The sequence below is a fragment of the Vibrio harveyi NBRC 15634 = ATCC 14126 = KCTC 12724 genome (genome assembly GCF_001591145.1).
Taxonomy (GTDB): Bacteria; Pseudomonadota; Gammaproteobacteria; order Enterobacterales; family Vibrionaceae; genus Vibrio; species Vibrio harveyi.
Genome location: NZ_BCUF01000058.1, coordinates 1 through 25,452, shown reverse-complemented (window position 1 = coordinate 25,452; position 25,452 = coordinate 1). Strand labels below are relative to the sequence as shown.

Below are 25,452 nucleotides of genomic sequence, written 5' to 3'. Positions count from 1 at the left end.
TCAAGAATCGGCAACAAACCAATTATTTCATAATCATATAGTTGTGCTCTTAACTATATAGTTAGTCCCATTGAATTATGTACATGATTTCACATAAAATGCCCGCCGGCTTATAAAATAAAAAAGATAGGATTCGCAATGTGTAATCACGGAGTGTATTTACAACGTCAGCAACGCAGTTGGTTTCAAAAATTGATTGGAATTAAAGAAGTATATGTCTGCTCTAAATGCGGTCACGAAATCAAGCTTCGATAAACTGTAGATACCAAAAAGCGGCTCCATGAGCCGCTTTTTTAATACTAAATGGTGGAGTTGGAGTTACTTTACTCTTCCACTTGCTCTTCTTCATCTTTACGTGTGTAGAAACGCGCGAAGAACAAACCCACCTCAAACAGCAAACACATAGGGATTGCCAGTAGAGTTTGCGAGATCATATCCGGCGGCGTGAGTAGCATACCGACAATAAACGCACACACGATAATGTATGGACGCTTCTCTTTCAGATCTTGTGGTGTGGTTGCGCCAGTCCAACATAGCAAGATAATCGCAACAGGTACTTCAAACGCGATACCAAACGCCATAAACAGCGCCAGCACAAAGTCGAGGTAACTCGAGATGTCGGTTGCGAACTCTACCCCACCAAGAGAGATAGCGGTAAAGAAGCCAAACACCAGTGGGAATACCACGAAGTAAGCAAAGGCAACACCGCAGTAGAACAACAGTGAGCTAGAGAACAGCAATGGCATGATCAATCGACGTTCATGCTTGTACAAACCTGGCGCTACAAAGGCCCATACTTGGTACAAGATAAACGGCACCGCAATAAACACCGAAGCAATCAAGGTTAGCTTCAAAGGTGTGAAAAACGGTGAAGCCACATCGGTTGCGATCATCGTTGCACCTTCAGGTAGGCGTTCTACCAAAGGCGCTGAAACAAACTCGTAGATGTGGTTAGAGAAGTAAATTAGTCCAACAAACACCACCAGTACTGCAGCAATGGCTTTAAGCAGTCGGTTGCGAAGTTCTAATAAATGACTAATTAAAGGTTGTGTCTGCTCGACGGTAGACATGGCAAACCTCTTTTTTAAAACCTGATCAAAAAGGAGCTACCAATCACTAGTAGCTCCTCCTAATGAGACTATTCGGCTTTCTTATCTGCCGCTGTAACCTTAATCTCTTCCGCTTTCTCAACGGTTTCAGTCGCAGGTGCCTCTTGTTTGGGCTCCGCTTCTGATTTGGTTGGTTCCGCGTAAGGGCGGTTTACAGATTGCGCCGCTTTCTTCAGTTCTTCGACCGAAGACTTCAGCTCAGGAGACAGATCATCCATCCCCATTTGCTCAGCTTTGCGCAAGTTTTCTTGCAGTTCTTGAACTTTCAGCTCGTGTGACAACTCGTCTTTGACGCTATTTGCCATACTCTTCGCTGCTCCGACAAAACGAGAGACACTGCGGATGGCATGTGGCAAACGCTCTGGACCAAGAACAACCAGACCAACAACAGATATTAATACCAGTTCCCAAAAACCGATATCAAACACGTTTTACGCCTGCTCTTTGTCTTTTTTCGATTCAGGAGCTGCTTCTTTCTTTTGCTGCTCTTCTAGACTTTTTGGCTCGAAGTCTGCGTCTTTGTCGTCTTTTTTCGCAGTCTCATCTTCGCTCATTGCTTTTTTGAAGCCCTTAACGGCACCACCCAGATCGCCACCGATACCGCGTAGTTTCTTAGTTCCGAATAGCAATACAACAATTACAGCAATGATTAGAAGTTGCCAAACACTGATACCACCCATTCTTTTTACCTCGGGTCTTTAAACAAAATTATTTCAAGAGTTTAACGTCTATCGACGATAAGCTCGCCAACTAAGCAACCAAAATGTGACCCCTGCGATACCGCTAGCGATCGATAGCTGCTCATAAGCGTTATCCACCAATATTGCCGAGCATACGACTAAAGTGGCTCCAACGCCAAATAAAAACTTTCCTGTCGCCTGCTGACGCTTGCTGTGACGGTAACCTTGATAAAGCTGATCCATGCGTTGATTCATGGCTTTACCTTGTTTAAGGCTATCGTAAAGCAGCTCCGGCAGTTCCGGTAACTTCTCTGCCCAAAACGGCGCACGGTCTTTAATGGCATTCACTAAAGCTTGCGGACCGACTTGGTTCATCATCCATTCTTCAAGGAAAGGTTTCGCGGTCTCCCACAAATCTAGTTGCGGGTACAACTGGCGACCCAGTCCTTCGACGTACAACAGCGTTTTTTGTAGCAATACAAGCTGCGGCTGCACTTCCATATTGAATCGACGCGCAGTGTTGAACAGGTTCAACAGTACGTGACCGAAAGAGATTTCACACAGTGGTTTAGCAAAGATTGGCTCACACACAATGCGAATCGCAAATTCAAATTCATCGACATTGGTATCGGCAGGTACCCACCCCGAATCAACGTGCAACTCCGCTACGCGGCGGTAGTCACGATTGAAGAAAGCGAGGAAGTTTTCCGCCAGATAGCGTTTGTCTTCACTATTAAGTGTACCAACGATCCCACAATCCAGCCCAATCCACATCGGATTCTCTGGATGCTCCGGTTTAACGAACACGTTGCCCGGGTGCATGTCGGCATGGAAAAAGCTGTCTCGGAACACCTGAGTGAAGAACACACTCACACCGCGTTCCGCGAGCAATTTCATATTGGTGCCATTCGCTTCCAAGCCTTCAATATCAGAGACTTGGATGCCATATATTCGCTCAGAAACCATGACAGTTTCATTACTAAAGTCAGGAAAAACTTCTGGTACGTAAAGCTCTTCACTGCCTTCGAAGTTGCGACGCAGTTGAATCGCGTTCGCCGCTTCACGACGCAAATCGAGTTCATCAAGTAAGGTTTTTTCGTACTCGCGAACCACTTCAACTGGTTTCAAACGACGTGCTTCAGGCATCGCTCCGGCGACTATACGCGCCATTCGGTGCATCAGTTTTAGATCTGAATCAATGACCGGACGAATATCTGGACGGATGACCTTTAATACCACTTCTTGGTTAGTGTCTTTTAATCGAGCAGTATGCACCTGAGCAATCGACGCAGACGCTAACGGTTTGATATCAAATTCAGTAAACCAGTTTTCTAATGGACCGCCCAGAGCGAGTTCCATTTGTTCTTTCGCTAACTGCCCATCAAATGGCGCAACTTGGTCTTGCAAAAGCGCAAGAGGATCAGCGATATGCGGAGGGAAAAGGTCGCGACGAGTCGACATCATCTGACCGAACTTAATCCAAACCGGACCAAGTTCTTGTAGAGCGAGACGAAGGCGTTCACCCAGCGGTTTTTCTGGGTGCTTGTTCTTCATCCAGAATAGGCTTTTGCGCATCAAAAGCGGCGCTTTGGTCAGTTGATGATCGGGCAACAACTCATCCAAGCCGTATTCCAGCTGAACTTTAATGATGTGGTATAAGCGCTTTATTTCTGCTGGCGTCATGAGTTCTCCAGCGCAGGCTTATCCGAATCGAATTTGTTTAGTAGTGCGTTTAGGCGCGCTTCAACGCGAGAAGCTTGGCTACGAACGTCATCCACTTGGTCACAGAAGTGGGCAATTTCTAGCGGTGCTGGCGCCAGTTTCCACTCTTCTGTTACCACTTGAGCAAGATGGCGCTGGTGTTTTTCTGCTTGAGAAGCAAAGAAACCGCCGACGTTTTTGGTGCCTTGCACAAAAGTATGTGCCACGACATCACCTGTCACGCGAGACAGCCACTCTTCGATATCGGGTTTGCAATCCACCATCAATTGAGAGAATTTCTGTGCCAATTGGATGTCACCTTCAAGTTCAAGTTTATCTTGCTTGATAAGGCGAGTAATGTTGGCTTGATCGCGCAGCTCAGGCAATACACTCAGATTCAGCGACAGATAACAATCTGGCTGACCTTCGTAATTACCCAAGACATCGATTTGCTGACTGAAGATGAACGTCAGCGTCTTATTGATTTCTTTCAGATGAATTTGAATCACCTGACCTTTAAGACGTGACAAACGACGACCCAATTCAGGATCGTCTTTAATCAGCGTATTTAGCGTCGTTTCAATAACGGCAGTGATAAGAGGTTCAAATGGCATACCGCTTATCCTTAGAATTTGTAGCCGCGGTGCAGCGCCACAATACCACCCGTTAGGTTGTAGTATTTGGTGTTTTCAAAGCCCGCTTCTTTCATCATGCCTTCCAGCGTGTCTTGGTCTGGGTGCATGCGGATAGATTCTGCTAGGTAGCGGTAGCTGTCTGCGTCGTTCGCTACTAGTTCACCCATTTTTGGCAATAGGTGGAATGAGTACGCGTCGTACACTTTTGATAGCGGGTCTAGGATTGGTTTTGAGAACTCAAGCACCAACAGACGACCACCTGGCTTCAATACGCGGAACATAGAGCGCAGTGCTTTGTCTTTATCGGTGACGTTACGTAGACAGAAGCTAATCGTGATCACGTCAAAGTAATCATCTGGGAACGGCAGTTCTTCTGCGTTCGCTTGAACGTAATGCACGTTACCCACAATGCCGTTGTCGCGTAGTTTGTCACGACCCACATTCAGCATTGAGTTGTTGATGTCCGCTAGGATCACGTGACCTTGGTCGCCAACAATGCGCGAAAACTTCGCCGTTAAATCGCCAGTACCACCACCTAGGTCAAGAACACGTTGTCCCGGACGAGCGCCACTGCAATCAATAGTAAAACGCTTCCAAAGGCGATGAACGCCACCTGACATCAAGTCATTCATGATGTCGTATTTTGCTGCCACTGAGTGGAAAACTTCGGCAACTTTGGTCACTTTTTCGTCTTTTGCCACTGTGGTAAAACCAAAGTGGGTAGTGTCGTTATCTAACGCTGTATTTGATTGCACACTTGTGTCCGTCATTCTGATTCCTCTTGGGCAGCACTTTCTCACTACGGGGCGGTTGATAACAAATAGGGTCGCCCACTGTACTGCGGGCGATTAGTTTACTTTATCCTCAGCCGGATGTCTTTCTACTAAAGAAGCATTTTCCGAAAATGACTCTGTCTGCGCCAACTGGGCGAGATCTGGCGAGATTGGACGTTTTACTTCCACTCCTAGTTGCTTAAAGCTTTCAGCCTGACGAATCACGTTGCCACGCCCTGTCGCTAGTTTATTCATTGCCCCTTGGTACGTTTGGTTGGCTTTGTCTAATGCGCCGCCCAGCCCTTCCATGTCATCAATGAACAAGCGTAGTTTGTCGTACAACTTCGCCGCTCGTTCTGCGATCAATTGGGCGTTTTCGTTTTGGCGTTCGTTACGCCACAAATTATCTATCGTACGTAGCGCCACCAGCAAAGTGGTAGGGCTGACCAAAATAATGTTTTGTTCCATCGCATCTTTAACCAAGCTTGGATCGGCTTGAATCGCGACTTGGAATGCTGGCTCTACCGGAATAAACATCAATACGTAGTCTAAGCTCTGGATGCCTTTTAGCTGATGGTAATCTTTAAGGCTCAAGCCTTTGATGTGCGCGCGCAGCGCGGCTAGGTGATCGCTCAGCGCCTGCTCTCGTTGAATGTCGTTCTCTGCGTTGAAGTAGCGCTCGTACGCCACCAGCGCCATTTTCGAATCGACCACCACTTGCTTGTTTTGCGGTAAGTGAACAATCACATCCGGTTGATAGCGTTTGCCCGCTTCGTTTTGCAAGCTCACCTGAGTTTGGTACTCGTGCCCTTCACGCAAACCAGATTCTGCCAATACACGAGCCAGAACCACTTCACCCCAGTTGCCCTGTTGCTTGTTGTCACCTTTCAGCGCTTGAGTCAGATTGACCGCTTCTCGGGTCATGTGCTCGTTCAAGCGTTGCAGGTTCTTCAACTCATGCACCAAGGTGTGACGCTCTTTGGCTTCTTGACTAAAGCTATCGTTGACTTGTTTTTTGAACCCTTCCAGCTGCTCTTTTAGTGGAGACAGCAAACCTTCCAAACTCTGACGGTTTTGCATGTCGACTTTGGCGGTTTTCTCTTCAAACAACTGATTCGCTAGGTGTTCAAATTGCTGCTTCAAACGCACTTCTGCTTGCTCAAGAATTTGCAGCTTTTCTGCATTAGCTTGGTTAGTTTGCTCGTGGCGCGCTTGCTGCTCACCAAGTTGGGTTTCAAGGCGCGATTTGTGTTCACGCATCTGCCCTAGCTCATCAAAATACTGCTGACGCTCTTGCTTCACTGCTTCGAAGTAACGCAGCTTTTCCATCGCCGCCATCAATTTACCGTGAGTTTGGCGCACTTCGAATGCCGCTTTATCGCGCTCGTCATCGAGCTCATCCAATTCTTGCTGTGCTTCGGCAAGGCTTTGCTTAACTTGTTCAAGTTGTTGTTGATGAAGCTGTTTTTCAGAGGAGAGCTGCTGTTCGAGCAATTGAGTTTGTGTGGCAAAGCGTTGTTTAACCCACCAACCCACTGCAACACCGCTGATGGTCGCGGTAAAAAGAGAAGACAGAATGAGAGATTGATGCTCAAGAATCCATTGCATAATAGCGAGTTAGCCTGTGTTTTTTATCTTTAATAATGGTATTTACATACTGGATAAATGTCCAGTTTGTTGGATGAAAAATCCTCGCATACACTAGGCGCTCCGTACAACATACTCACACCTGCTCAAACCAACAACGATGAGCGGTACATCATCACACAGAGGCATCATGAACGAGCGTCGCGCCCTAGGATTTGGGCTATCAGCGGTATTACTTTGGTCAACAGTAGCGACCGCATTTAAATTGACTTTGGCGGAATTCTCACCGATTCAGATGCTGACCATGGCGAGTATTGTCTCGGCTATCGCGCTCATCGTGGTATGTGGCGTGCAAGGCAAGTTGAATCAGCTCAGTTCAACGTTTCTTGCCAATCCTTGGTACTACTTACTGCTCGGATTGATTAACCCACTGGCGTACTACCTCATCTTGTTTAAAGCATACGACTTATTGCCAGCCTCCCAAGCGCAGGCGATCAACTACAGTTGGGCGATCACGCTCACCTTGATGGCGGCGGTTTTCTTGGGTCAAAAGATCCGCAATAAAGACTGGATTGCTTGTGGCTTTAGTTACTTGGGTGTCATCGTAATTGCCACCAAAGGCAACGTGTTAGGAATGGAATTCGAAAGTCCGCTTGGTGTAGGATTAGCGCTGCTTTCAACACTACTTTGGGCAAGTTACTGGATTCTCAACACCAAAAACAAAGCCGACCCTGTTGTGGGCGTCCTACTGGGCTTTCTGGTTGCGATTCCGTTTGCGATTGGTTTAAGCATTTATGAAGGCGCAGACTGGAGCCAAATCACCGCGAAAGGTTGGGCTGCAGTGACTTATGTTGGTCTGTTTGAAATGGGCGTGACCTTCGTGTTGTGGCTATCGGCACTCAAACTCACCGAGAACACCGCACGCATCAGCAACCTGATTTTTGCTTCACCATTCATCTCGCTCATGCTACTTGCGACCATCATTGGTGAAGAGATTCACCCATCCACTTTGATTGGCTTAGTGCTGATCATCGGTGGCTTGGTGATTCAACAAGTGAAGTTCGGCAAAAAGCAAAAACAGACGAACACCGCTCAATGATGACGTCCGAAACCATTGCAAAAATGAGACGCGATTTATAAAAAAGAGAGCTAGCTAACAGTTTACTCGATTAATGAAGTGTTCCTTGCTTGGATTTGTTCGGGCTTTGGATACGATATAGCCAAAGCCCGATATGAACGTCTAATTAGATGTTAACAACACAAATCCAAGGGCGCTCAGGATGCTTTATTAACTATGTTTCGCTTCGCTATCTCCCCTGCATTGATGACAGACTGGAAACAGGCTCTGCAACAATGCTGTGATGCCACACAGGCGCACGGTCAGCTTTATACTTTCAGCTACACTCGCCAATGGCACTTGAGTGAGGTGGCGACGTCGCCGCAACATCATCGTGAAGTCGTCGCGATTCTCGATCCAGCCACTGAGCACTTTATCTATCCTCAGCTTGTTGTTGAACAAACACCCTTTCAAAACCAAACCTTGAGTTACTGCCCGGTATGGCTGCCGAGCGGTGAGCTGTTTGCTGCGCTCGCATTGGTTCATCCAACCGAGCAAGATACTGTCATTTCTGGATGGTTAAGCGCATTGGCAGGACGCGTCGGCTTTGATGTTGCACAGACTTACCATAAAGAGCAGCAGCGTCACGATGTTCAATTGCCAGAGTTACTGCCATCTCTACAAGAATTCATTGATTGCTTAGAAGATCACACGTGGATAAAGAGCACTGATGGTCGCTACGCGATGACCAACCGCAGCGTTGAAGACTCTTGGAAAATGACCGGCAGTGAAATCGTCGGCAAGAATGACTTCGAGTTGTTCAGCAGCCGTCGAGCGAAAAAGTTCATTGATACCGACCAGTTGGTGATCGCTACAGGCAGCCAAAACACGGTTGAAGAGTGCACTCTGATTGATGACAACAACAACCCAACCTGGTTGGAAACCATCAAGTCGCCAATCCGCAATCAAACCGGAGAGCTGATTGGTATTTTGGGTATGACACGCAACGTCACTCGTCGAAAAATGGTAGAAACTCAGTTGTCATTGGCATCGAAAATCTTCGATAACTCCCACGAAGGGATGGTGATCACCGACCGTAAAGCCAACATTCTTGATGTAAACAGCGCCTTCACCCACATCACTGGTTATACAGCAGAAGAAGTGATCGGTAAGAACCCAAATATCTTGCGTTCTGGGCATCACGACCGCGAGTTTTATCAACAGTTGTGGCGTCAACTAGAGAGCAAAGGTCAATGGAAAGGCGAGTTCATCAACCGCAAAAAAGATGGCAGCATTTACCCGCAGCTTGCCACCATCAGTGCGGTGATGGACGATAAGAACCATCTGATCAACTACATCTGTGTATTCGAAGACATCTCGGTGCGTAAAGCGCACGAAGAAAAACTGCAACGCATGGCGTTTTACGATCCATTGACCAACCTTCCTAACCGTACCCATTTGATCAGCTTGCTAGAACAGCACATTGAGAACGGTCAGAAGCATCAACACGCGTTTGCGACTCTGTTCCTCGATATCGACCACTTCAAGCACATCAACGACAGCATGGGGCACTTCTGTGGCGACCAACTGCTAACTAAGCTCGCTGAACGTCTGCAAGATGTGCTGCACTTGCGTGCTCATGTGGCACGTATCGGTGGCGATGAGTTTGTCATTATATTGCCGAACATCGAATCGGATTCGCAGCTGATCGACACTATTGAGGACATACTCTGCCTGTTTAACCGTCCTTTTGAAGTCAGCAAGAACGAATCTTTACGCATCTCCACCAGCGTGGGCGTGGCTCGTTATCCTCAAGACGGACAAGACAGCGAAACCTTGCTCAAGAATGCCGATACTGCCATGTACTTGGCGAAGAAAAACGGTCGTAACGGCTACGCGTTCTACTCGCCAGATTTGACCGATAAATCCGTGTCTCACGTGCGTATGCAGTCTGCTTTGCATGAAGCGATTGAGAAAAACCAACTTCATTTAGCGTACCAACCGCAATACAACTTAAGTGCCAACGAACTGGTTGGCGTAGAAGCCCTGCTGCGTTGGCAACATCCCGATCTTGGGATGATTTCTCCGGCAGATTTTATCCCGATTGCAGAGAAAACGGGCTTGATTCAAAGCATTGGTAAATGGGTCTTGGAGCAAGCTTGTTTGCAAGGTCGCGCATGGTTAGATAACGGCATTGAATTTGGCAAGCTCGCGGTAAACGTATCGGCTCTTCAGCTGCAACAATCGGACTTCATCAGTAAACTTGGGGTGATTCTAAAAGAGACTGAATTCCCGGCGCAACGTCTAGAGCTAGAAATCACCGAAAGCTTCTTGCTGATTGACCCACAACAAGCCATCGCCTCACTCAACTTGCTGCGCGAGCTCGGCATTGAGATTTCCCTTGATGACTTTGGTACCGGTTACTCGTCACTGTCTTACCTCAAAGGTCTACCAATCAATAAGTTGAAGATCGACCGCTCTTTCGTAAGCGATGTTCCAAGCAATACCGACAGCAATGCGATCGTGAATGCCATCATCGCAATGGGACAAACCCTGTCATTGAAAGTGGTCGCCGAAGGCATCGAAACCGACGAGCAAGCCCAATACTTATTCGAGCGCGGCTGCATCTACGGACAAGGCTTCCGCTTTAGCGCCCCAGTTCGCGCAGAGAAGTTGTTTCGTTAGAGATCGTTCGCAAAAGTAATCTGCCCAGATAAAACATCAGCATGTTTTATCTGGGCTTTCTCGAAACTTCTTCTGATTAATTCGACATCCAAGCCCAAACTGCACAGGCTTGTTGAATTGCGAAGGGGAAGAAGCAAAAAATGAAGAACTCAATATTACTCTTGCTCAGTATCATGGGCTTTACCATTGTGCACGCCCAACCAACATCGCCCTCATTGCTCCCAACCTATGCTAACTATTTGGCAAACGCATCAGAGGAAAATATCTCAGAGACTTATTGGCAGTATTTCTCGAAGGAGGCACTCACAGGTATCGAGGTAAGCTCTCCAACAACAAAAGAGCAGTTACTGTTCAAACAGTTGATGAGGTCAACAAGCAGTGTCTATGAGGTGCATTTCAACGACTATGGCTGCCTTAGCGTGAATGGCAAAAACTCGAACGATGAGCCCATCACGTTCAATATTGAATATGAGATAGAAAATAGCCGGGCGTTGATATCACACATCGATGTGCAGCTGCATAACTCAGAGAAAGAGTTTCCGACCAAAGCAACATGCCCACGAGACTATATGGTGTTTTGAAGTGAAGGATAAGCTGAGCTTAGATAATGCTCAGCCTACAGAAAATTTTGTTTTGTGCAAAGCCAATAAAGTCTGCCCGCAAGAAAAAAAAAAGACAATAAAGTTTGCCCTTAATTCCCCCCGATTATTTACTCCTGATGCCAAATAAAAGGACTTCGATGTCTTCTTTTAGCGCCAGATTGCTCTAGGATATAATCGCAATAGTTAACACTACCTACAAGATAGTAATGATTATTATTGAGCTTAATAGTCTGACGAGATTCATGATAAATCATTAAGCTCTTATCACAGTACTCATAACCAAACTTATAAAGGTTAAACTTTGAACAATCATGTCGATTAGACTTAAGTACTATCACAGGTAGAGAATGGTGCGGGCGAAACTGAATGATTATTGTTGTTTCTACAGTATATTCGTTTATGAATCGTGATAACGTCTCTGGATAATGCATGTGCATCAACTTAAAAGCGTATTCCCAAACGTCTTTACCCCAAGAAAAAGGTAAAAACCTTCCTGACTTTGTATATAAAAACTCTAATCCAAATTCTCCATCATCCTCACATATACTGTACCTAAACGGCCTTGAATAGATTCTTATCCAGTCACGAAATTCTTCTTTCAAGCAAGGCATCAAAGTACCTTTGATGCCAAACCTCTCACCAATAGAAGATACCTCATTTTTCTCAAATTAAATTTTATTATCTACTTGCTTTACATAAGATACGGCCCTACCCGTTAGCAACAGCCTTAATGATTCAATAGCAGTTTTATATGGTAATTCTGGTAGCACTGAGAGGTAAGTCTTATGAATGACGCATTTGGATGAAGTTAACCATGATGATTGCAGATAACCGAATCCATTTTTTGAAATAGAATCATGTATGCAACTATAACAAAAAGCAATCGGTATTCTACCTTTGCGTTGCCCAACAGAAGAGCATTCATCCCCAAAGACACTTTCTAGTCCATAAAGTAATTGGTCAGGAAAGTCGAATAAATCTAAGGGTTCATTTAACCCACTTTTCTCTACAAGCTCCAGAAGCTCTTTATCTGAGACCGAGTCAAGCAGGTTAATATGACGCTTAGGCCATAATGGTCTGAGAAGCCAGTGTCCATTATGGCCTATTAGATATGATTGAATATCGTACAAACCATAGACTTCAGTGATCCTAAAAAGTAAACTACGAAGTGATTCATCCTTCGCTTTATACATGAATAATTTCACATTCCTCTGCTATCATGGTTAGCTAAATGAAACTATCTCTATGAGGCACTTCGGCAGGTAATGTTCTTCCGTAGTGAATAGTTAATTTGTTAGTCTAAGCGTAAAATTTCTTTTACTTCAGGAAGATCCCTGTGAGCTCGAAGATACACAACTGCAGCACGAGATAACTTTTCCGTATCTCTCACCATACGCTTTAAAGTCCTTTTAGCATCCAATGCACCATCATTATCCCTAATTTTCTTTACATGCTTATCTATTTCAATACGAATTTTATTTCTAGCACGGACAATACGGGTTTCGTGAAGATGAAATATATCAATTGAGTTTCCGACTTTACGTACCTGATTTTCATCGGCTCCAGGCTTTGGTTCTGGAAGACCATCATTATCGAACCAGAGTAATTTTTCATCATCTGGATTAAATGGATCTAGAAAATCAGGCAGTTCGGCTCTAAGACACTCAACATCTTGAGGTGTAAAAGCCCTGCTTTCTGGATTCTCTAATGGAAAGCGGCAAGCTTTACCTCCTTGTGTCTCCTCGAAGTTTCTTCGGCTATTGCAAAAAGTACAAGCACAACGATAGTTTTCCCAGTCAAATGCAAGCCACCAATAACCATCATGCTCGCATTCCTCTTCAACTTTGTTCTTTGGTCTAAAATGATCAACAGGCATATCAGACCGAATATCATCTGCCTCACAATACCAGCACTTTTTCTTAAGATTATCGGGGAGCAAATCATAGAACTCACGCCATACATTGGAAGATGCGACCCGTCTTAGTACTTGCTTGCGTGCTTGAGCGTCAGGAGCTGCAATTAAATCAGCTCTCGCTTGAGCTGCTTTCTCTCGCCAAGCCTGGGATAAGCACTCTTCAATATCATCCTTACAAACCCAGCGCATTAAATGTCCCTCTCCGATTTTTGGCTATATCTTTCTCGAAGAAAGTCCAAGTAATCTGGATCATCACTTGCGAGATTAAACCCTAAGGCATCCAGCTCGACATTTAAACGCTTTAGATATTCTTCCTCTGTCTCAGGATCTCTTCCCTCTTCACGCATGATTTTTTCTTCTGATAGTTTATCTTTTGCGGCTAGTGCATTGCGTGTCTTTAGCTTTTTATTAGTATCGTCATCCAGTGTAGTTTTCAAACCAAACATATCGCTACGCAAAATCAAATTTATCCCCATCCCTCTAGGATTTTCTTCAGGTTCTTTTGCGTGAACCAGATACTCATCATCCCGCCACATCACCTGGACCTGCTCTTTTTGCAGCTCAGCAATTGCCAGTGGGTGATGTGTCACCATTAGTAAATGGCTGGTTTCATGGTTAGGTACAAAATCTCTTAAGAACTTGAGGTACTTCACTGCCCAAGAAGGGTTAAGGTGGGTATCTGGCTCATCCAATAAAAACAATGAATCTTTTCCGCCAGTGAACTTTAATAAACCCAATACTGTCAATAACTGTTGCTCACCTTCGCTAAGTTCTTGGAAAGTTATGGGCTGTTCAGAGTATGTTACTTTTACCCTCACATGCACTTCAGAGATAATTTCGGAAAGAACCGTACTTTCTAGCATCTTGAAGAAAACACTAGCAGGATTATTACCTAAGTCTTTTGTTAAGTCATACAAACACTCTACTGATGGTAGAAAAACATGAATAAAGTCATTTTTCCGATTTTTACCCGTAAGACTTATATCCTCATTACGCGTAACTTTTACCGGTGCTAGTGCATGTGGGAAAAGTAGTTCAATGAAATCTCTTACAACTCCATCAGCCCCCCAAAAAGCATCATCTTTATCTTTCTCCCAAGAAGGTCGACGCAAAACAAAATGAATTGAGTCAAGACTTTCAATCCCCAACTGTTCTTTTAAAAATTTCCGTTCTTTTTTAAAGTCAGGGCTGAGAAAAAAAGCCATTAGCACAAACTGGCTATGTAAGGGTTTTGCGTAAAACAGTGGCCTTATATCCGCCTTTAAATCTATCTTGTTATATAACAGTTCTCGATAGTAATCATCCCTATGCTTTCGGAAGTATTTTTCCAAGCGATCAGACGGGCCAGAATAGTAGGCAAACAAGAAATTTGGCAAATATTCAGCTCGTTTCGTCTTCTTATCTCGGCGCACTTTTGAGAAAGGAACAAGTTGGAATTTATTCTCTTTGCTGTTTAAATTCTTAACGTAAACCTGATATTGTTTAGAGAGTGTTCCCCGTTCAGGATTAGCATCAACTTTTATTTCATACCAATTAGCCCACTTTTCTTCACCGATTTGATACTTCAACTCGTAAGAAAATGGTGGAGCTTCGCCCAAATCAAGATTACGAAAAATTGCGACCAAGGCTTCCAATACATTAGATTTTCCAGACCCATTAAGGCCAACGACAACGGTCATCAGATTATCTTCATCGAAATTAACCTGCACGTTTTCTAAGTTCTTGAATCGTGATCGAATATGTAATTTATCAACTTTCATGTGGCTTCCTTAGCCAAACTTATTTTTTCTCTGCCAAAGCAAACCAATCTTGACCATCATCGTCGCGGCTTTGTTTGATTATGTCTTCTCTTGCCAACGAATCGCGGATATCTAAAAAGAACTGCTCGAGTTGCTCAGTGCTACAATCACTGGGATAACCTGCAACAGTTAGCAATTGTTGGCCACTTAAAGGCTTGCTCTTAGCTTTAAGCGCATCTTTAACCTTAATAATTTTTTTGGTCATGGCTTTACCTGTTTTATTTTTCACCACTTTCCGTTTTGCTTTTGGCTGTCTTTTTAAAACTTCAAGCTCATCTTTGATATTTTTTAATAATACCTCTGCGGAATTATCTCCACTAATTAACTCAAGGTTTCCTTCACGCCAACTTGTGGTAAGTTCCCCATTAAATGCTTTACTTAAAATGGATTGAGTAAGATTGTTGACTCGATCCAAAGCCACATTTAGTTGCTGCTCTATATTGTCAGCAAAAGCAAAGAGGTTTTCCACGCGACGGACGATTTCAATTTGCTCTTCTAAAGGAGGAATAGGAACCTGAATAGCTCGAACATCACCAATATTAATTCCCTTTATAGCGACTCCCCTTATAGCTCTTGACATGCGATTTTGAGTAGAATCAGCTAACAGAGACCAATATACATATCTGGATGACACAAGCGGGGACACAGCTAGCCTAGCTGAATCTTGTGTGATGTTAGCGCCATCCAAACAAGCTGGCACTTCAATTAGTCGACCAACACTTCCTCGAATGGATAGTAATAAATCCCCAGTAGAAAGTCTCGCTCTCTTATACGCCTCATCAATAGCTCTACTTGTTCTCTTTATACTTGAAACATTGAGTTTATTATCTGGAAAATCAGCAACTCTAATATAAGGAACGCCATCATCTTGTTCTGGCCCTGGTTTAAGAATCCCGTATGTTATCGGACGTCCCGGTATACATACGTCTCTCATCTCAGCAATCCCCCAACTATCAGGTAAATCACTGTCAGTTAAATCATGCGCCTCTTCTGTAGGTTTGGATGCATTGCCTCTAGCATGTCCACCATTATCCGCATGAGCTTGCATTAGTGAGGCAGCAAGAAGCTTTCCATCACCAGAAATAATTTTGAGCTCTCTATATTTCTCTGTCAGTTTCCCACTCACTGCAGTAGAAAGAACAGATTGACGAAAGCGCTTTAGAATACCGGGAATGCTATCAAGTCGAGCTTTGGTGTTTTCCACCATAGCCAACATAGTGTCAAGTTTTTCAGCGACAACTTTTTGCTCTTCCATGGGAGGAAGAACAAAGGGCAATGTCTTTGCCTTTGATATTGAAATTTCCTTAAAGGTAGTTCCTGTACCCAAGTTTTCAGCTAAATCACGAATACTTTTTAAATAGTAATATGCATAACAAGAATCAACACCATAAGGAAAAACAAAACTCTTAAAGCCTTGGTTTGTAGATATTTCGTTCTGTGCAATAGCCACGTACCCTATTGGAGCTCTACTACTAAAAAGCACTGTCCCAGCAGGCATCAACTTAGCTGAACTTGATTCATATCCAATTTGACTTAAATCTCTGCTACCGTGACAAATATACTTCTCGGAATAACCACTTAAATCAGCAGGGGTTAGCCAAGCTATACCTGTACCTGGTTCTGCAAAATTTTCAGAATTTCCAGCCTTAGGAGTACCGCCCGCAACAACCTCAGCAATATCACCGATCGTCGTTTTCACCCACTGTTCCGGATACTGCCTACAAGACATCATTCAGCCCCCTCAAGAGCCTTCAATAGTGCATCTAATTGTTCCAATGCAGCTTCCAGTTCTTTTTTCGCTTTGCGTGCTAGTACATCAGGCTCTGGCAAGCTATCAACATCAACGCTGTTTTTATCTTTCAACCAAGAAATGTCCAGTGAGTTACCTTTAGTATCACGAATCCAGTCACGGCTAAAACAACGCCAACGGGAGTTATTGATACAATCGCCATTCCCCTCTTGGTTTTCATCGTTATCTGCTTCATTATCATCAAGATCTACAATACCAAATGACCATTCACCCTCTTGTCTTGGGCTGGTTCCATCTGGCTTATCACCGAAGACTTTTTCAAAAGGCTTTAAGTAATCTTCAGTGAACGGTGTGCGTTTTCCAAAAGTTGGAATATTAGTACGTAGATCATAAACCCAAATATTCTCGGTTATTGCGCCTTTTTGGAAAAACAAGACATTCGTCTGTACGCCCTGTGCGTAGAAAATTCCCTTAGGCAAGCGAAGGATTGTATGCAGATTGCACTTATCCATTAGGTCACGACGAATATCAGTACCCTTACCCGTTTCAAATAAGACATTATCGGGTAATACCACAGCGGCTCGACCTCCAGGCTTTAAATTCAAATATATATGTTGAAGGAATGCTAACTGCTTATTTGTTGTCTCGTAGGGTAAATCATCGCGAGAGATGCTGGCATCTCCTCCCTTACTGCTCCCAAAAGGAGGATTAGCCAATATGATGTTAGAAGAAGGAATCTCTTTACCAACCTCACCTAAAGCATTACCTAATCGCACAACCCCCTCTTCTTCACCTTCCATGCCATGCAACAAACAGTTCATCAAAGCGAGGCGACGAGTATTGGGAACTAACTCCACACCAAAATATGCTTTATTTTTTTGTACATATTGTTGGTGAGGGCTGAGATCTTCCAAATTATTAGTTATAGATTTAACATACTCATGTGCAGTAACCAAAAACCCTGCTGTACCAGCTGCAGGATCCTGAATCACTTCGCCAGGTTGAGGCTTAATGCAACGAACCATACTGTTAATTAACGCTCGAGGAGTGAAGTATTGCCCTGCACCGCTCTTAGTTTCATTAGCATTTTTATCCAACAAACCTTCATATAAGTTACCCAATCCGTCACTTTTATCACTGAACCAACCTTTAATCTCGTCAAAACGCTTAATAATTTGCTCTAGGTGACGAGGCTCTCTTAACCGAGTTTGGGCGTCGGCATAGATAGCCATGATTAATGGATCGTTATGGACTTGAACCTCAATGAACTTATCTTTTCCCTTCGGGTCGGCTTCAATGCGCTTTCCTGTTGCAAGGGTACTTAAAATGGTCTTATAACATTCAAGTAACACCATACCCTTTTTGTCGTTTAAGTCTGTCCAACGACAACCTTCCGGCAAAGGATGTTCTTTTAGTGATCCAGACTCTGTACTTTCATTCACCATCTTAATAAAGAGCAGCAATACTAATTCAGTAACATAGTCACTGTAGTTAATGCCATCATCTCTTAAAACGTCGCAGAGGTTCCAAAGTTTTTGTACGATATCGTTGTTAGTCACTTTAAGTCCTGAAAAATTTTCTTCGCACAATGTGCATTGACGTACTGGTATAAGCATTTTTTATTACTATTCAATACGCTCCAACAGTTCGCTAAGCTCACAATTAAAAAGAACACAGAGTTTATCTAGTGCTTCTAAATCAACTTTCTGTGCTGTTTCTTTGTACATCAAGGTAATAGTATTGCGGCTTAAACCTGTCTCGCGGATCACATCACTTATTCGCATTTTATGCTCGCCCATCAAACGGGCTAGGTGGCAGCGGATCATGCCAGTTCTCCGTAACATCTATTAGCTAAAGCGAGCCCGACATAAGCTCGCTGAACCGTATTCAATTGCTATCTGATTGTAGTGATTGCACCCTACCAGATTGAAGCATTTTGGCAAATTATTTCAGTTAAAGTGAAATTTTTCCGCTTATTTTAAAACCAATACCAAACAAAAACTGTGAGTGGCCTCTTCAATGAGCTTATACTTAAGAACAGATATTGTTTTTTTTGCTTTCGAATTGATTTGTATGACACATCTACAAAAATCAATGCCACCGTTATCTAACCACCAAAATGAAACAAAAGCGCAACAACCTACTAGCAACTGAATGGTATATTCAGAACCAATTACGAACTAGATGGTTCGCGAACATAAGCTTCCACCTTTAGACCTTTGATATCGCCATACAAAAGACTTTTCTGTCCCTTCAACCTAATGAATCCCTAACAAAACTTTAAGTGAAAAAATCAAGATTTATTCCATAGCCAACGCTCTACAATAAAACTTAATGTAGGCAATGCATTGGGGCTCCATAGTAAATTGCCAGAACTCCACTTAATGCATATTGAGTAGGCCATATCTACACAATACATTCATTGTTTTGGGCAATTTATGCTTCTTTGATGTTAGCCAACCATGAGAACCCAACATCCGATCCAACTCACTTCGACTGATAGATGAATCCACACTAGATAGTATTTCGGACACCTGGTAAGACAGCTTCCTGTCCCTTTCTTCCCAATTAACCTTATCAACATGACACACCTTTTGTGGTGGTGGAAGTGTCGCCTCAAGCCACTCAGGGCAATGGTGATAAAGCCAATAAAATGCTGCTTCACATTGATTTCTTATCTGTTGCCGGCATGCATTGGGGTTACTGTTAATAAATCTCAATATCTGGCACATATACCTGCGGCACAGAGAGTCTGCTTTACATCGTTTACGCTAGGCTACTAATCCATTTGTCGTGGATATGATGAGCTCAACACTACCTGAAGATATTCCAAACTTACGGGCAATAGCGCAACGATGGAACCCTTTGTAAGCCATCTTGATTACCTCGAGCATTAAAGCACTCGTTATCTTCTTTGGTTTAAGGTTCACAGGAATATCATTTCTCAATGCAACGGCTTTAACGCAACAGCGGCTTTTGCCTATATCTCTACTTACTTGCGCCATTGACAAACCTTCTCGCAGTAGGTCGCAACAACGCCCCTCCAAACCACTCACTTGGGGAGTAGCTAGAACTCTCATCAAAGTATTGTCTATCTGTAACCGAGACAAATAAAAATCTAGTAATAAATGTTTGAATGGATGCTGATTGAATGTCCCAGCCAACAAGGACGAAAAGTAGCCAAAATCATCTAAAGATCTTGGGAATAAGTGGCTACTCAATGGCAATATTTTCTTAGCAAGCTCATACTGATCCCGAGCAAGAACTTGTCGCCGAACTCTTCCAGATTTAGTAAGCAATCCTTTATCTCTCAATCTAGAGCGATATCCACCAGAAACGTTTAACGCAATGTCATTGCACCTGATTGACTGAATCTTTCGCTCTACATATTTCGCGAACTCTATTGCAAGACTGTTGCTCTCTCTTTGCTGAACGGTGTAAAACGGTAGAAAATTGTCTGCAATATGAACTCGATTCGGAAGTTCGCTATGAACTAACCAGACACCATGTTTAGAACATGCTTCTGCACCGGGTATTTGGTGCGCACAATGCCAATATGCGACACCATGATGTTGGATATCCACGAAAGCACATGAAGGGCAATACTTAGCTCCCAGGACATTACCTTCTCTAAAAGTTGATAGCTGGCAAGCTCGTAAAAGCTGATTAGAGTTTGCCGAGTAATTTTCAATAATAGACTTGTACTTAGGTAGATAATAGGAAAACAAAGGCAATAACGTTTGATATAGCCATAATTCTCTGGGAGTTTCGTGAGTTGATTTACTGATTAAAAATAAATTTGATGTTAGATATGGATGAACAGCAGCACGTTCATCCCCCACTAGTCGTTTTAGATACTGATTTTTCGTTAAGCCTGTCATAGCAAAGTGACGACACATACGGCTAAACAGGGATTCATCAGGTAGCGCTTTCGGTAGCTGCATGATAATCCCTCTTTAATGTAATCCCCAATTTAATAAATATAGGACAACTCTGTTATTAGGTCGTCGAGCACTAAGTGTTGCATCCTTCAAGAGTCTCTAGTTTTCTGCCTCGTCCCATGTCAAATCCAATACAGTAAGCCTGTAAGAACCGTAGTCCAGACAGCTCTTACGGGCAAACTTTATTGCTTACGGGCAAAATTTATTGTTTCTACACATGTTTACACCCACTGCCCAGCAACAAAGCCGCTCGACCAGCACCATTGGAAGTTATAGCCGCCTAACCAGCCGGTTACGTCCATCACTTCGCCAATGAAGTACAAGCCTTTGATGTTCTTACATTCCATGGTTTTTGAAGACAGGTGATCGGTATCTACGCCGCCTAAGGTCACTTCTGCAGTGCGGTAACCTTCCGTGCCGTTTGGTGCTACTGCCCAGTTTTCTAGTCGCTCTACGATGGTTGCCATCTCTTTCTGGTTGAACTGCTTAAGAGGTTTGTCTGCTAATTCTTTACGTTCAATCAGCACTTCAACCAAACGCTTTGGTAGCACTTTTGCTAGCGTGTTCTTTAGAGATTGGTTCGGATGCTTTTCGCGGCTGCGTTCTAGTAACTCGGCGATATCGTCGTTTGGTACGAGGTTGATCGTCACCTTCTGACCCGCTTTCCAGAATGACGAGATTTGCAGTACCGATGGACCAGATAAGCCGCGGTGAGTAAACAGCAACGCTTCTTTGAACATGGTGCCGTCTTGCGCGGTGATTTCTGCTGGGATCGCAATGCCCGATAGTTCAGCGAAATCTTCTTTGTCTTCTTTGTGCAGCGTAAACGGCACTAGACCTGCTGTAGTGGTAATCACCGGGATCTCGAACTGCTCAGCAATCTTATAGCCGAATGGCGTCGCGCCCAGTTTAGGCATCGACAGACCACCCGTTGCTACCACCAAAGATTCACATTCGATGTTTTCAGTACCAGCATGCAGACGGAAGCCCGCATCGGTTTTCTCAATCGAATGTACATCACATTGGTAGCGTTGTTGGATGTTTGGCATGTCGCATTCTGCTAGTAGCATCTTAACAATGTCTTTTGCAGTAAACGCATCAACACAGAACAACTGTCCGTGATCGCGCTCTTCAAACTCGATGCCATGCTTGCTGACCATCGAGATAAAGTCCCAGTTGGTGTACTGAGACAACGCCGACTTCACGAAGTGTGGGTTTTGGCATAAGTAGTTGCTCGCTGAGACGTCGTAGTTAGTGAAGTTACAACGACCACCACCTGAGATAAGGATTTTACGTCCTGGTTTTTTCGCATGATCCAGCACGAGCACACTGCGTCCGCGTTTGCCTGCTTCTGCTGCACACATCAAACCCGCCGCACCTGCGCCGATTACAACAACATCAAATTTCTTACTCATGGGTAACGCTCAATTACTTATTTAAACTGGTTTATACCCAGTAACCTCGAGGTGTTTGGGTATATAAGTCCAAAAATAAAAAAGGATGTGCGTAATGCACATCCTTGCTTTCTGCGGGCGCTATTCTAACGACAAAAGTCGAGCGGGAAAAGCGCTTAAATTCCAAGCACTGCTTGCTGGCTTAAAGAATGAAGGCAGCCAGTAGGGTCACACCAAGTAAAGCGGTCGATAAAATGAATAACCCGCGCACCCTTTCGCATTTGCCAGTAAAGATCTCATCGTGATGATGGTGATACTCTTTACTCTTAATGTAATGGTACAGCCGCACCTGTTTGGTGACGTTACCATGGGTGGTGAAAAATCCATTGCCATCCACTTGCTGATAAAGCAAAGGATGCGCTTCACGCATGATGTAAATTAAAGAACGAAGAGCGGTGAGATAACGGACCATGTTTACTCCCGTTACTACCATTAGCGCAAATAAGATTGTGTCTCCACTGATCATCTTTTCCTCCCTACATCTTCAACGATGCTCAAGAGATAAAGACGACCAATGCTTCGTCCTTAACCCGCTACTTACCGCGTCGGGAACGCGTTATGCAGCCGGAGCATCCATGATTGAAGATGAACCTTCTTTCGCCATTTGTGCTAGATCTTTATCGATGAAGAACAATGCCTTACCGTCTTCACCAACTAATTCGATCTTATCTAAAATCCCTTTAAACAACTTCTCTTCTTCGTGCTGTTCAGCCACGTACCACTGTAGGAAGTTAAACGTTGAGTAGTCTTGGCTTGTAAATGCAACATGCGCCAATTTATTGATCTTTTCCGTGATCATTTGCTCATGTTCGTAGGTTTCACGGAAAACATCGCCAAGGCTAGCAAAGTCATGCTTGGGTGCTTCAATCGCACCTAGGATTGGCATTGAGCCAGTTTCACTTACATAAGTGAAAAGACGTTGCATGTGCTCCATTTCTTCTACGGCGTGAGCGCGTAAAAATTCAGCCGCACCTTCAAAACCTTTGTCTTCACACCAAGCACTCATTTGTAAGTATAGATTGGATGAGAAAAATTCTAGGTTAATTTGCTCATTCAATTGTTCAACCATAGTTTGAGACAGCATGTTAACTCCTATTTATGTGCATGCAATATACCCAAGTAACCTCAAGATGGGTGGGTTCAGCGAGAATAGCTTGGTTTGCAGACGAGGCGACGGTTTGAAGATCTAGTGGTTCTAAATCAATAATCGTCAACAATGTTTGCAAGCCAAGATAACTCGCCCTTTGGGAGCTTGTCACTGAACCGATCTCTTCGTCAAACATTTTGGTAAGAGCGAACTATTACGCTGCAATGTTTTCCTTGCGCTCGAATCAGTGACAAAGCTCTGAATCCCACGTCTTGAAGTCACTTGGGTATAACGCCACTATAACATGATTACTGTGGCAACACTTTGTACCTACGATATTGATATGAGATCACTTCAGCAAAATTATCTGAGACTTAGTGCTAATCTGACACTATGACCTTATCAAGGAGATAGCAATATGAGTTACAAACACGTACTTGTGGCAGTCGACCTCTCAGACGACAGTAAAGTGTTGATTAAGAAAGCCGTGTCACTGGCTAAACCTCTGGATGCGAAAGTCTCTTTCATTCATATCGATGTGAATTACGCCGAGCTTTACACCGGGCTTATCGACATCAACATGGCGGAGGCGCAACACCAAGCGATGGAAGCGTCTCGTACACAGTTAGCGAATTTTGAAGAATACGCAGAGTACCCAATCACACATACGTTGGTTGGTAGTGGTGATTTGAGTAACGAGCTGTGCGATACCATCCAGGACTACAATATTGATTTGGTGGTTTGTGGTCATCACCAAGATTTCTGGAGCAAGATTCTTTCGTCGACGCGTCAGCTTATTAACTGCTCACCCGTCGATATGCTGGTCGTACCGCTAAAAGACTGATTTGCGTTGGCGTGACCTCAAAACTTGGTTAGACTGCGGGCACATTTGTTGTTGATAAAGATTCTCATCCATGGCTTATCTATCCGCAGTTACCCTACTTTGGGCATTCTCATTTAGCCTGATCGGCGTTTACCTTGCCGGTCAGGTTGACTCTTGGTTCTCTGTTTTCATGCGCGTTGCGCTGGCGAGCCTAGTCTTCATTCCTTTCTTAAAATTCCGTGGCGTAAGCAAATCTCTGATCGCGAAATTGATGATCGTGGGCGGCTTTCAACTCGGCTTAATGTATTGCTTCTACTACCAGTCTTTCCTACTCCTTTCTGTACCAGAAGTACTGCTGTTCACCGTATTTACCCCTATTTACGTCACCTTGATTTATGACTTCTTGAAAGGTCGATTCTCGCCTTGGTATTTGGTTACGGCGGCGATTGCAGTGCTGGGCGCGGCGTGGATTAAGTTTGCAGGCATCAATGAAAACTTCTTGGTGGGCTTTTTGGTCGTACAAGGAGCGAACCTGTGTTTTGCCATCGGTCAGGTCGGCTATAAATACATTATGGAAACCGAATCGGTTGAACTGCCGCAGCACACGGTATTTGGCTACTTCTACTTAGGCGCATTGTGCGTGGCGACCGTCGCTTTTGCTCTGATGGGGAACTTGGACAAGATGCCAACCACAGCAACACAATGGGGCATTCTGACTTACCTTGGTTTGATTGCATCAGGCTTTGGTTACTTTGCGTGGAACAAAGGCGCAACCATGGTCAACGCGGGTGCACTTGCGGTAATGAACAACGCACTCGTCCCTGCTGGCTTGATTGTGAATATCGTGATTTGGAACCGCGATGTTGATGTGACGCGACTTGCCATTGGCGGCGCAATCATCATGCTATCGCTGTGGATCAATGAGACTTGGGTGAAAAAGCGCGTAGAGATGAGTTACGCCAACAAGTAACACAGCTAATCCTACAAACATTTCGACAATAAAAAACGCTCTCCAACTGGAGAGCGTTTTTTTGATTCGATTAATGCACTTTGGCTTGCGAGCTTGTGCTCATCAACGTGTTTGGTGGCGTTGGCACCAACACCTCTAGTTTGGCATTTCGCGCCTCAAGCTTGCGCTGGCGTTTGAGCAGTTTTTGCTGCTTTTTGGCTAACTTAAGCAACTTCTTCTGCTGCTTGTAATGTTTCTTAACCGCTTTCTTCGCCTTCTTCAGCGCTTTCTTATCTGACAAATCAAACATAGCTGGCGCCTCTAGCTTAGTGGTTGGAGTTACCGCTGCGACTTTCGCTGCCAGTTTTTTCTCTTTCACTCGTTCCACAACACGTTTGACGATCGCGGCTTTCTCAGCGCTTTGCTCAGGCGCCATGATGATTGGTGTGTCTTGAGTTAGAGATGAAGTCGGCAGTGCTTCCGCCAATAGACCACAAGCCTGTTGCTCAGACAGCGGTTTGTCTTGGCACTTTTGAGGTGGAATCGCGGCAGGCTTACACAAGGTGTTTTTCGATGCAGAAGAACGAGCACAAGAGCGACAGACAAACTTAGGTGCCACCACGAGACGGTGAATATCACCCAAACTCTCAGCAATCTGTTTGCGGCTCATCTTACATAAACGTTTCGCCATGCTACTACTCCAGCTTCCCAATTCTCGACTGTTTTACTCTACGGCATCACACAAGTGAAATAATAATAATTCTTAGTTAGATATACAGTCAGTATGCCGAATTAGCAAGAGAAAAGTATCAATAAGCAGAGCAAACACCAGATACAAACACAGCGCCAAATTAGGCGCTGTGAGAAGAAGTTTTGTGTCGTCAGGTGTTTAGGGTCTGTTGACC

The 25,452-nt window shown here is 44.2% G+C and carries 23 protein-coding genes and 1 pseudogene; 5 read left to right on the top strand and 19 right to left on the bottom strand.

The window, feature by feature from the left end:
* Positions 1–323: 323 nt before the first annotated feature.
* From tatC to rmuC, 7 genes are all read right to left on the bottom strand, one after another.
* On the bottom strand, positions 324–1,070 hold the full coding sequence (gene tatC, locus VHA02S_RS21810; RefSeq protein ID WP_005448551.1) for a twin-arginine translocase subunit TatC: 747 nt from the start codon (positions 1,068–1,070) through the stop codon (positions 324–326).
* A 68-nt stretch (positions 1,071–1,138) separates the two neighbouring features.
* Positions 1,139–1,537, bottom strand: coding sequence for a Sec-independent protein translocase protein TatB (tatB, locus tag VHA02S_RS21805; RefSeq protein WP_005430029.1), 399 nt, complete (start codon positions 1,535–1,537; stop codon positions 1,139–1,141).
* A 3-nt stretch (positions 1,538–1,540) separates the two neighbouring features.
* Positions 1,541–1,789 (bottom strand): Sec-independent protein translocase subunit TatA, encoded by a 249-nt coding sequence (gene tatA, locus VHA02S_RS21800; protein ID WP_038898533.1) that lies wholly within the window; start codon positions 1,787–1,789, stop codon positions 1,541–1,543.
* A 48-nt stretch (positions 1,790–1,837) separates the two neighbouring features.
* A complete protein-coding gene (gene ubiB, locus VHA02S_RS21795; protein ID WP_005434553.1) occupies positions 1,838–3,472 on the bottom strand; it encodes a ubiquinone biosynthesis regulatory protein kinase UbiB in 1,635 nt (544 codons plus the stop codon).
* Positions 3,469–4,104 carry a ubiquinone biosynthesis accessory factor UbiJ gene (locus VHA02S_RS21790; RefSeq protein WP_005448553.1) on the bottom strand — a complete coding sequence of 212 codons (636 nt, stop codon included), beginning with the start codon at positions 4,102–4,104 and terminating at the stop codon, positions 3,469–3,471. The genes ubiB and VHA02S_RS21790 overlap by 4 nt, the downstream gene beginning before the upstream one ends.
* Before the next feature lie 11 nt (positions 4,105–4,115).
* Positions 4,116–4,895, bottom strand: coding sequence for a bifunctional demethylmenaquinone methyltransferase/2-methoxy-6-polyprenyl-1,4-benzoquinol methylase UbiE (ubiE, locus tag VHA02S_RS21785; protein ID WP_005434558.1), 780 nt, complete (start codon positions 4,893–4,895; stop codon positions 4,116–4,118).
* Between the two features lie 78 nt (positions 4,896–4,973).
* A complete protein-coding gene (rmuC, locus tag VHA02S_RS21780; protein WP_038898534.1) occupies positions 4,974–6,506 on the bottom strand; it encodes a DNA recombination protein RmuC in 1,533 nt (510 codons plus the stop codon).
* 169 nt (positions 6,507–6,675) lie between these two features.
* Here rmuC and VHA02S_RS21775 point away from each other — a divergent pair, with 169 nt between their 5' ends.
* From VHA02S_RS21775 to VHA02S_RS21765, 3 genes are all read left to right on the top strand, one after another.
* Positions 6,676–7,584, top strand: a complete 909-nt coding sequence (locus VHA02S_RS21775; RefSeq protein WP_038898535.1) for a DMT family transporter — start codon at positions 6,676–6,678, stop codon at positions 7,582–7,584.
* Between the two features lie 195 nt (positions 7,585–7,779).
* Positions 7,780–10,227 carry a sensor domain-containing protein gene (locus VHA02S_RS21770; protein ID WP_038898536.1) on the top strand — a complete coding sequence of 816 codons (2,448 nt, stop codon included), beginning with the start codon at positions 7,780–7,782 and terminating at the stop codon, positions 10,225–10,227.
* Between the two features lie 140 nt (positions 10,228–10,367).
* On the top strand, positions 10,368–10,808 hold the full coding sequence (locus VHA02S_RS21765) for a hypothetical protein (RefSeq protein ID WP_038898537.1): 441 nt from the start codon (positions 10,368–10,370) through the stop codon (positions 10,806–10,808).
* A 689-nt stretch (positions 10,809–11,497) separates the two neighbouring features.
* On the opposite strand, the gene VHA02S_RS21755 is transcribed toward VHA02S_RS21765, so the two are convergent.
* From VHA02S_RS21755 to ftnA, 11 genes and pseudogenes are all read right to left on the bottom strand, one after another.
* Entirely contained in the window at positions 11,498–12,022 is a 525-nt protein-coding gene (locus tag VHA02S_RS21755) for a hypothetical protein (RefSeq protein WP_038898539.1), read from the bottom strand.
* A 101-nt stretch (positions 12,023–12,123) separates the two neighbouring features.
* Positions 12,124–12,933, bottom strand: a complete 810-nt coding sequence (locus VHA02S_RS21750; protein ID WP_038898540.1) for an HNH endonuclease family protein — start codon at positions 12,931–12,933, stop codon at positions 12,124–12,126.
* Positions 12,933–14,504 (bottom strand): AAA family ATPase, encoded by a 1,572-nt coding sequence (locus VHA02S_RS21745; protein WP_038898541.1) that lies wholly within the window; start codon positions 14,502–14,504, stop codon positions 12,933–12,935. Before VHA02S_RS21745 ends, VHA02S_RS21750 begins: the two co-directional genes overlap by 1 nt.
* A 19-nt stretch (positions 14,505–14,523) precedes the next feature.
* A complete protein-coding gene (locus VHA02S_RS21740) occupies positions 14,524–16,242 on the bottom strand; it encodes a restriction endonuclease subunit S (RefSeq protein WP_233921901.1) in 1,719 nt (572 codons plus the stop codon).
* A 29-nt stretch (positions 16,243–16,271) separates the two neighbouring features.
* On the bottom strand, positions 16,272–17,852 hold the full coding sequence (locus VHA02S_RS21735) for a class I SAM-dependent DNA methyltransferase (RefSeq protein WP_038898543.1): 1,581 nt from the start codon (positions 17,850–17,852) through the stop codon (positions 16,272–16,274).
* A 66-nt stretch (positions 17,853–17,918) separates the two neighbouring features.
* Positions 17,919–18,119: a helix-turn-helix domain-containing protein gene (locus VHA02S_RS21730; RefSeq protein WP_038898544.1), complete on the bottom strand. Its 201-nt coding sequence runs from the start codon at positions 18,117–18,119 to the stop codon at positions 17,919–17,921.
* Positions 18,120–18,674: 555 nt separating this feature from the next.
* A pseudogene (locus VHA02S_RS26410) lies at positions 18,675–19,049 on the bottom strand (TnsD family Tn7-like transposition protein); the annotation flags it as partial.
* 15 nt (positions 19,050–19,064) lie between these two features.
* Entirely contained in the window at positions 19,065–20,237 is a 1,173-nt protein-coding gene (locus VHA02S_RS21725; protein ID WP_227740457.1) for a TniQ family protein, read from the bottom strand.
* Between the two features lie 218 nt (positions 20,238–20,455).
* Positions 20,456–21,649, bottom strand: coding sequence for a BaiN/RdsA family NAD(P)/FAD-dependent oxidoreductase (locus VHA02S_RS21720; protein ID WP_005448562.1), 1,194 nt, complete (start codon positions 21,647–21,649; stop codon positions 20,456–20,458).
* Positions 21,650–21,830: 181 nt separating this feature from the next.
* Positions 21,831–22,154 (bottom strand): universal stress protein UspB, encoded by a 324-nt coding sequence (gene uspB / locus VHA02S_RS21715; RefSeq protein WP_005448571.1) that lies wholly within the window; start codon positions 22,152–22,154, stop codon positions 21,831–21,833.
* 90 nt (positions 22,155–22,244) lie between these two features.
* Positions 22,245–22,772, bottom strand: coding sequence for a non-heme ferritin (gene ftnA / locus VHA02S_RS21710; protein ID WP_010444903.1), 528 nt, complete (start codon positions 22,770–22,772; stop codon positions 22,245–22,247).
* A 421-nt stretch (positions 22,773–23,193) separates the two neighbouring features.
* Between ftnA and uspA the strand changes: the two genes are divergently transcribed.
* Both uspA and VHA02S_RS21695 read left to right on the top strand, forming a co-directional pair.
* Positions 23,194–23,619 carry a universal stress protein UspA gene (gene uspA / locus VHA02S_RS21700; protein WP_005434578.1) on the top strand — a complete coding sequence of 142 codons (426 nt, stop codon included), beginning with the start codon at positions 23,194–23,196 and terminating at the stop codon, positions 23,617–23,619.
* A 70-nt stretch (positions 23,620–23,689) separates the two neighbouring features.
* Positions 23,690–24,568, top strand: coding sequence for a carboxylate/amino acid/amine transporter (locus VHA02S_RS21695; RefSeq protein ID WP_038898545.1), 879 nt, complete (start codon positions 23,690–23,692; stop codon positions 24,566–24,568).
* Between the two features lie 70 nt (positions 24,569–24,638).
* Here the strand turns inward: VHA02S_RS21695 and VHA02S_RS21690 are convergent, their stop codons facing one another.
* A complete protein-coding gene (locus VHA02S_RS21690) occupies positions 24,639–25,238 on the bottom strand; it encodes a hypothetical protein (RefSeq protein ID WP_038898546.1) in 600 nt (199 codons plus the stop codon).
* Between the last annotated feature and the right edge of the window lie 214 nt (positions 25,239–25,452).

Coding starts and splice junctions, on each gene's coding strand:
- VHA02S_RS21695 (WP_038898545.1), top strand. CDS start 23,690: ATGGCTTATCTATCCGCAGTTACCCTACTTTGGGCATTCTCATTTAGC.
- uspA (WP_005434578.1), top strand. CDS start 23,194: ATGAGTTACAAACACGTACTTGTGGCAGTCGACCTCTCAGACGACAGT.
- VHA02S_RS21745 (WP_038898541.1), bottom strand. CDS start 14,504: ATGAAAGTTGATAAATTACATATTCGATCACGATTCAAGAACTTAGAA.
- tatA (WP_038898533.1), bottom strand. CDS start 1,789: ATGGGTGGTATCAGTGTTTGGCAACTTCTAATCATTGCTGTAATTGTT.
- uspB (WP_005448571.1), bottom strand. CDS start 22,154: ATGATCAGTGGAGACACAATCTTATTTGCGCTAATGGTAGTAACGGGA.
- VHA02S_RS21730 (WP_038898544.1), bottom strand. CDS start 18,119: ATGATCCGCTGCCACCTAGCCCGTTTGATGGGCGAGCATAAAATGCGA.
- VHA02S_RS21770 (WP_038898536.1), top strand. CDS start 7,780: ATGTTTCGCTTCGCTATCTCCCCTGCATTGATGACAGACTGGAAACAG.
- VHA02S_RS21725 (WP_227740457.1), bottom strand. CDS start 20,237: ATGCAGCTACCGAAAGCGCTACCTGATGAATCCCTGTTTAGCCGTATG.
- VHA02S_RS21765 (WP_038898537.1), top strand. CDS start 10,368: ATGAAGAACTCAATATTACTCTTGCTCAGTATCATGGGCTTTACCATT.
- VHA02S_RS21690 (WP_038898546.1), bottom strand. CDS start 25,238: ATGGCGAAACGTTTATGTAAGATGAGCCGCAAACAGATTGCTGAGAGT.
- ftnA (WP_010444903.1), bottom strand. CDS start 22,772: ATGCTGTCTCAAACTATGGTTGAACAATTGAATGAGCAAATTAACCTA.
- tatC (WP_005448551.1), bottom strand. CDS start 1,070: ATGTCTACCGTCGAGCAGACACAACCTTTAATTAGTCATTTATTAGAA.
- VHA02S_RS21720 (WP_005448562.1), bottom strand. CDS start 21,649: ATGAGTAAGAAATTTGATGTTGTTGTAATCGGCGCAGGTGCGGCGGGT.
- rmuC (WP_038898534.1), bottom strand. CDS start 6,506: ATGCAATGGATTCTTGAGCATCAATCTCTCATTCTGTCTTCTCTTTTT.
- ubiE (WP_005434558.1), bottom strand. CDS start 4,895: ATGACGGACACAAGTGTGCAATCAAATACAGCGTTAGATAACGACACT.
- ubiB (WP_005434553.1), bottom strand. CDS start 3,472: ATGACGCCAGCAGAAATAAAGCGCTTATACCACATCATTAAAGTTCAG.
- VHA02S_RS21755 (WP_038898539.1), bottom strand. CDS start 12,022: ATGTATAAAGCGAAGGATGAATCACTTCGTAGTTTACTTTTTAGGATC.
- VHA02S_RS21750 (WP_038898540.1), bottom strand. CDS start 12,933: ATGCGCTGGGTTTGTAAGGATGATATTGAAGAGTGCTTATCCCAGGCT.
- VHA02S_RS21790 (WP_005448553.1), bottom strand. CDS start 4,104: ATGCCATTTGAACCTCTTATCACTGCCGTTATTGAAACGACGCTAAAT.
- VHA02S_RS21775 (WP_038898535.1), top strand. CDS start 6,676: ATGAACGAGCGTCGCGCCCTAGGATTTGGGCTATCAGCGGTATTACTT.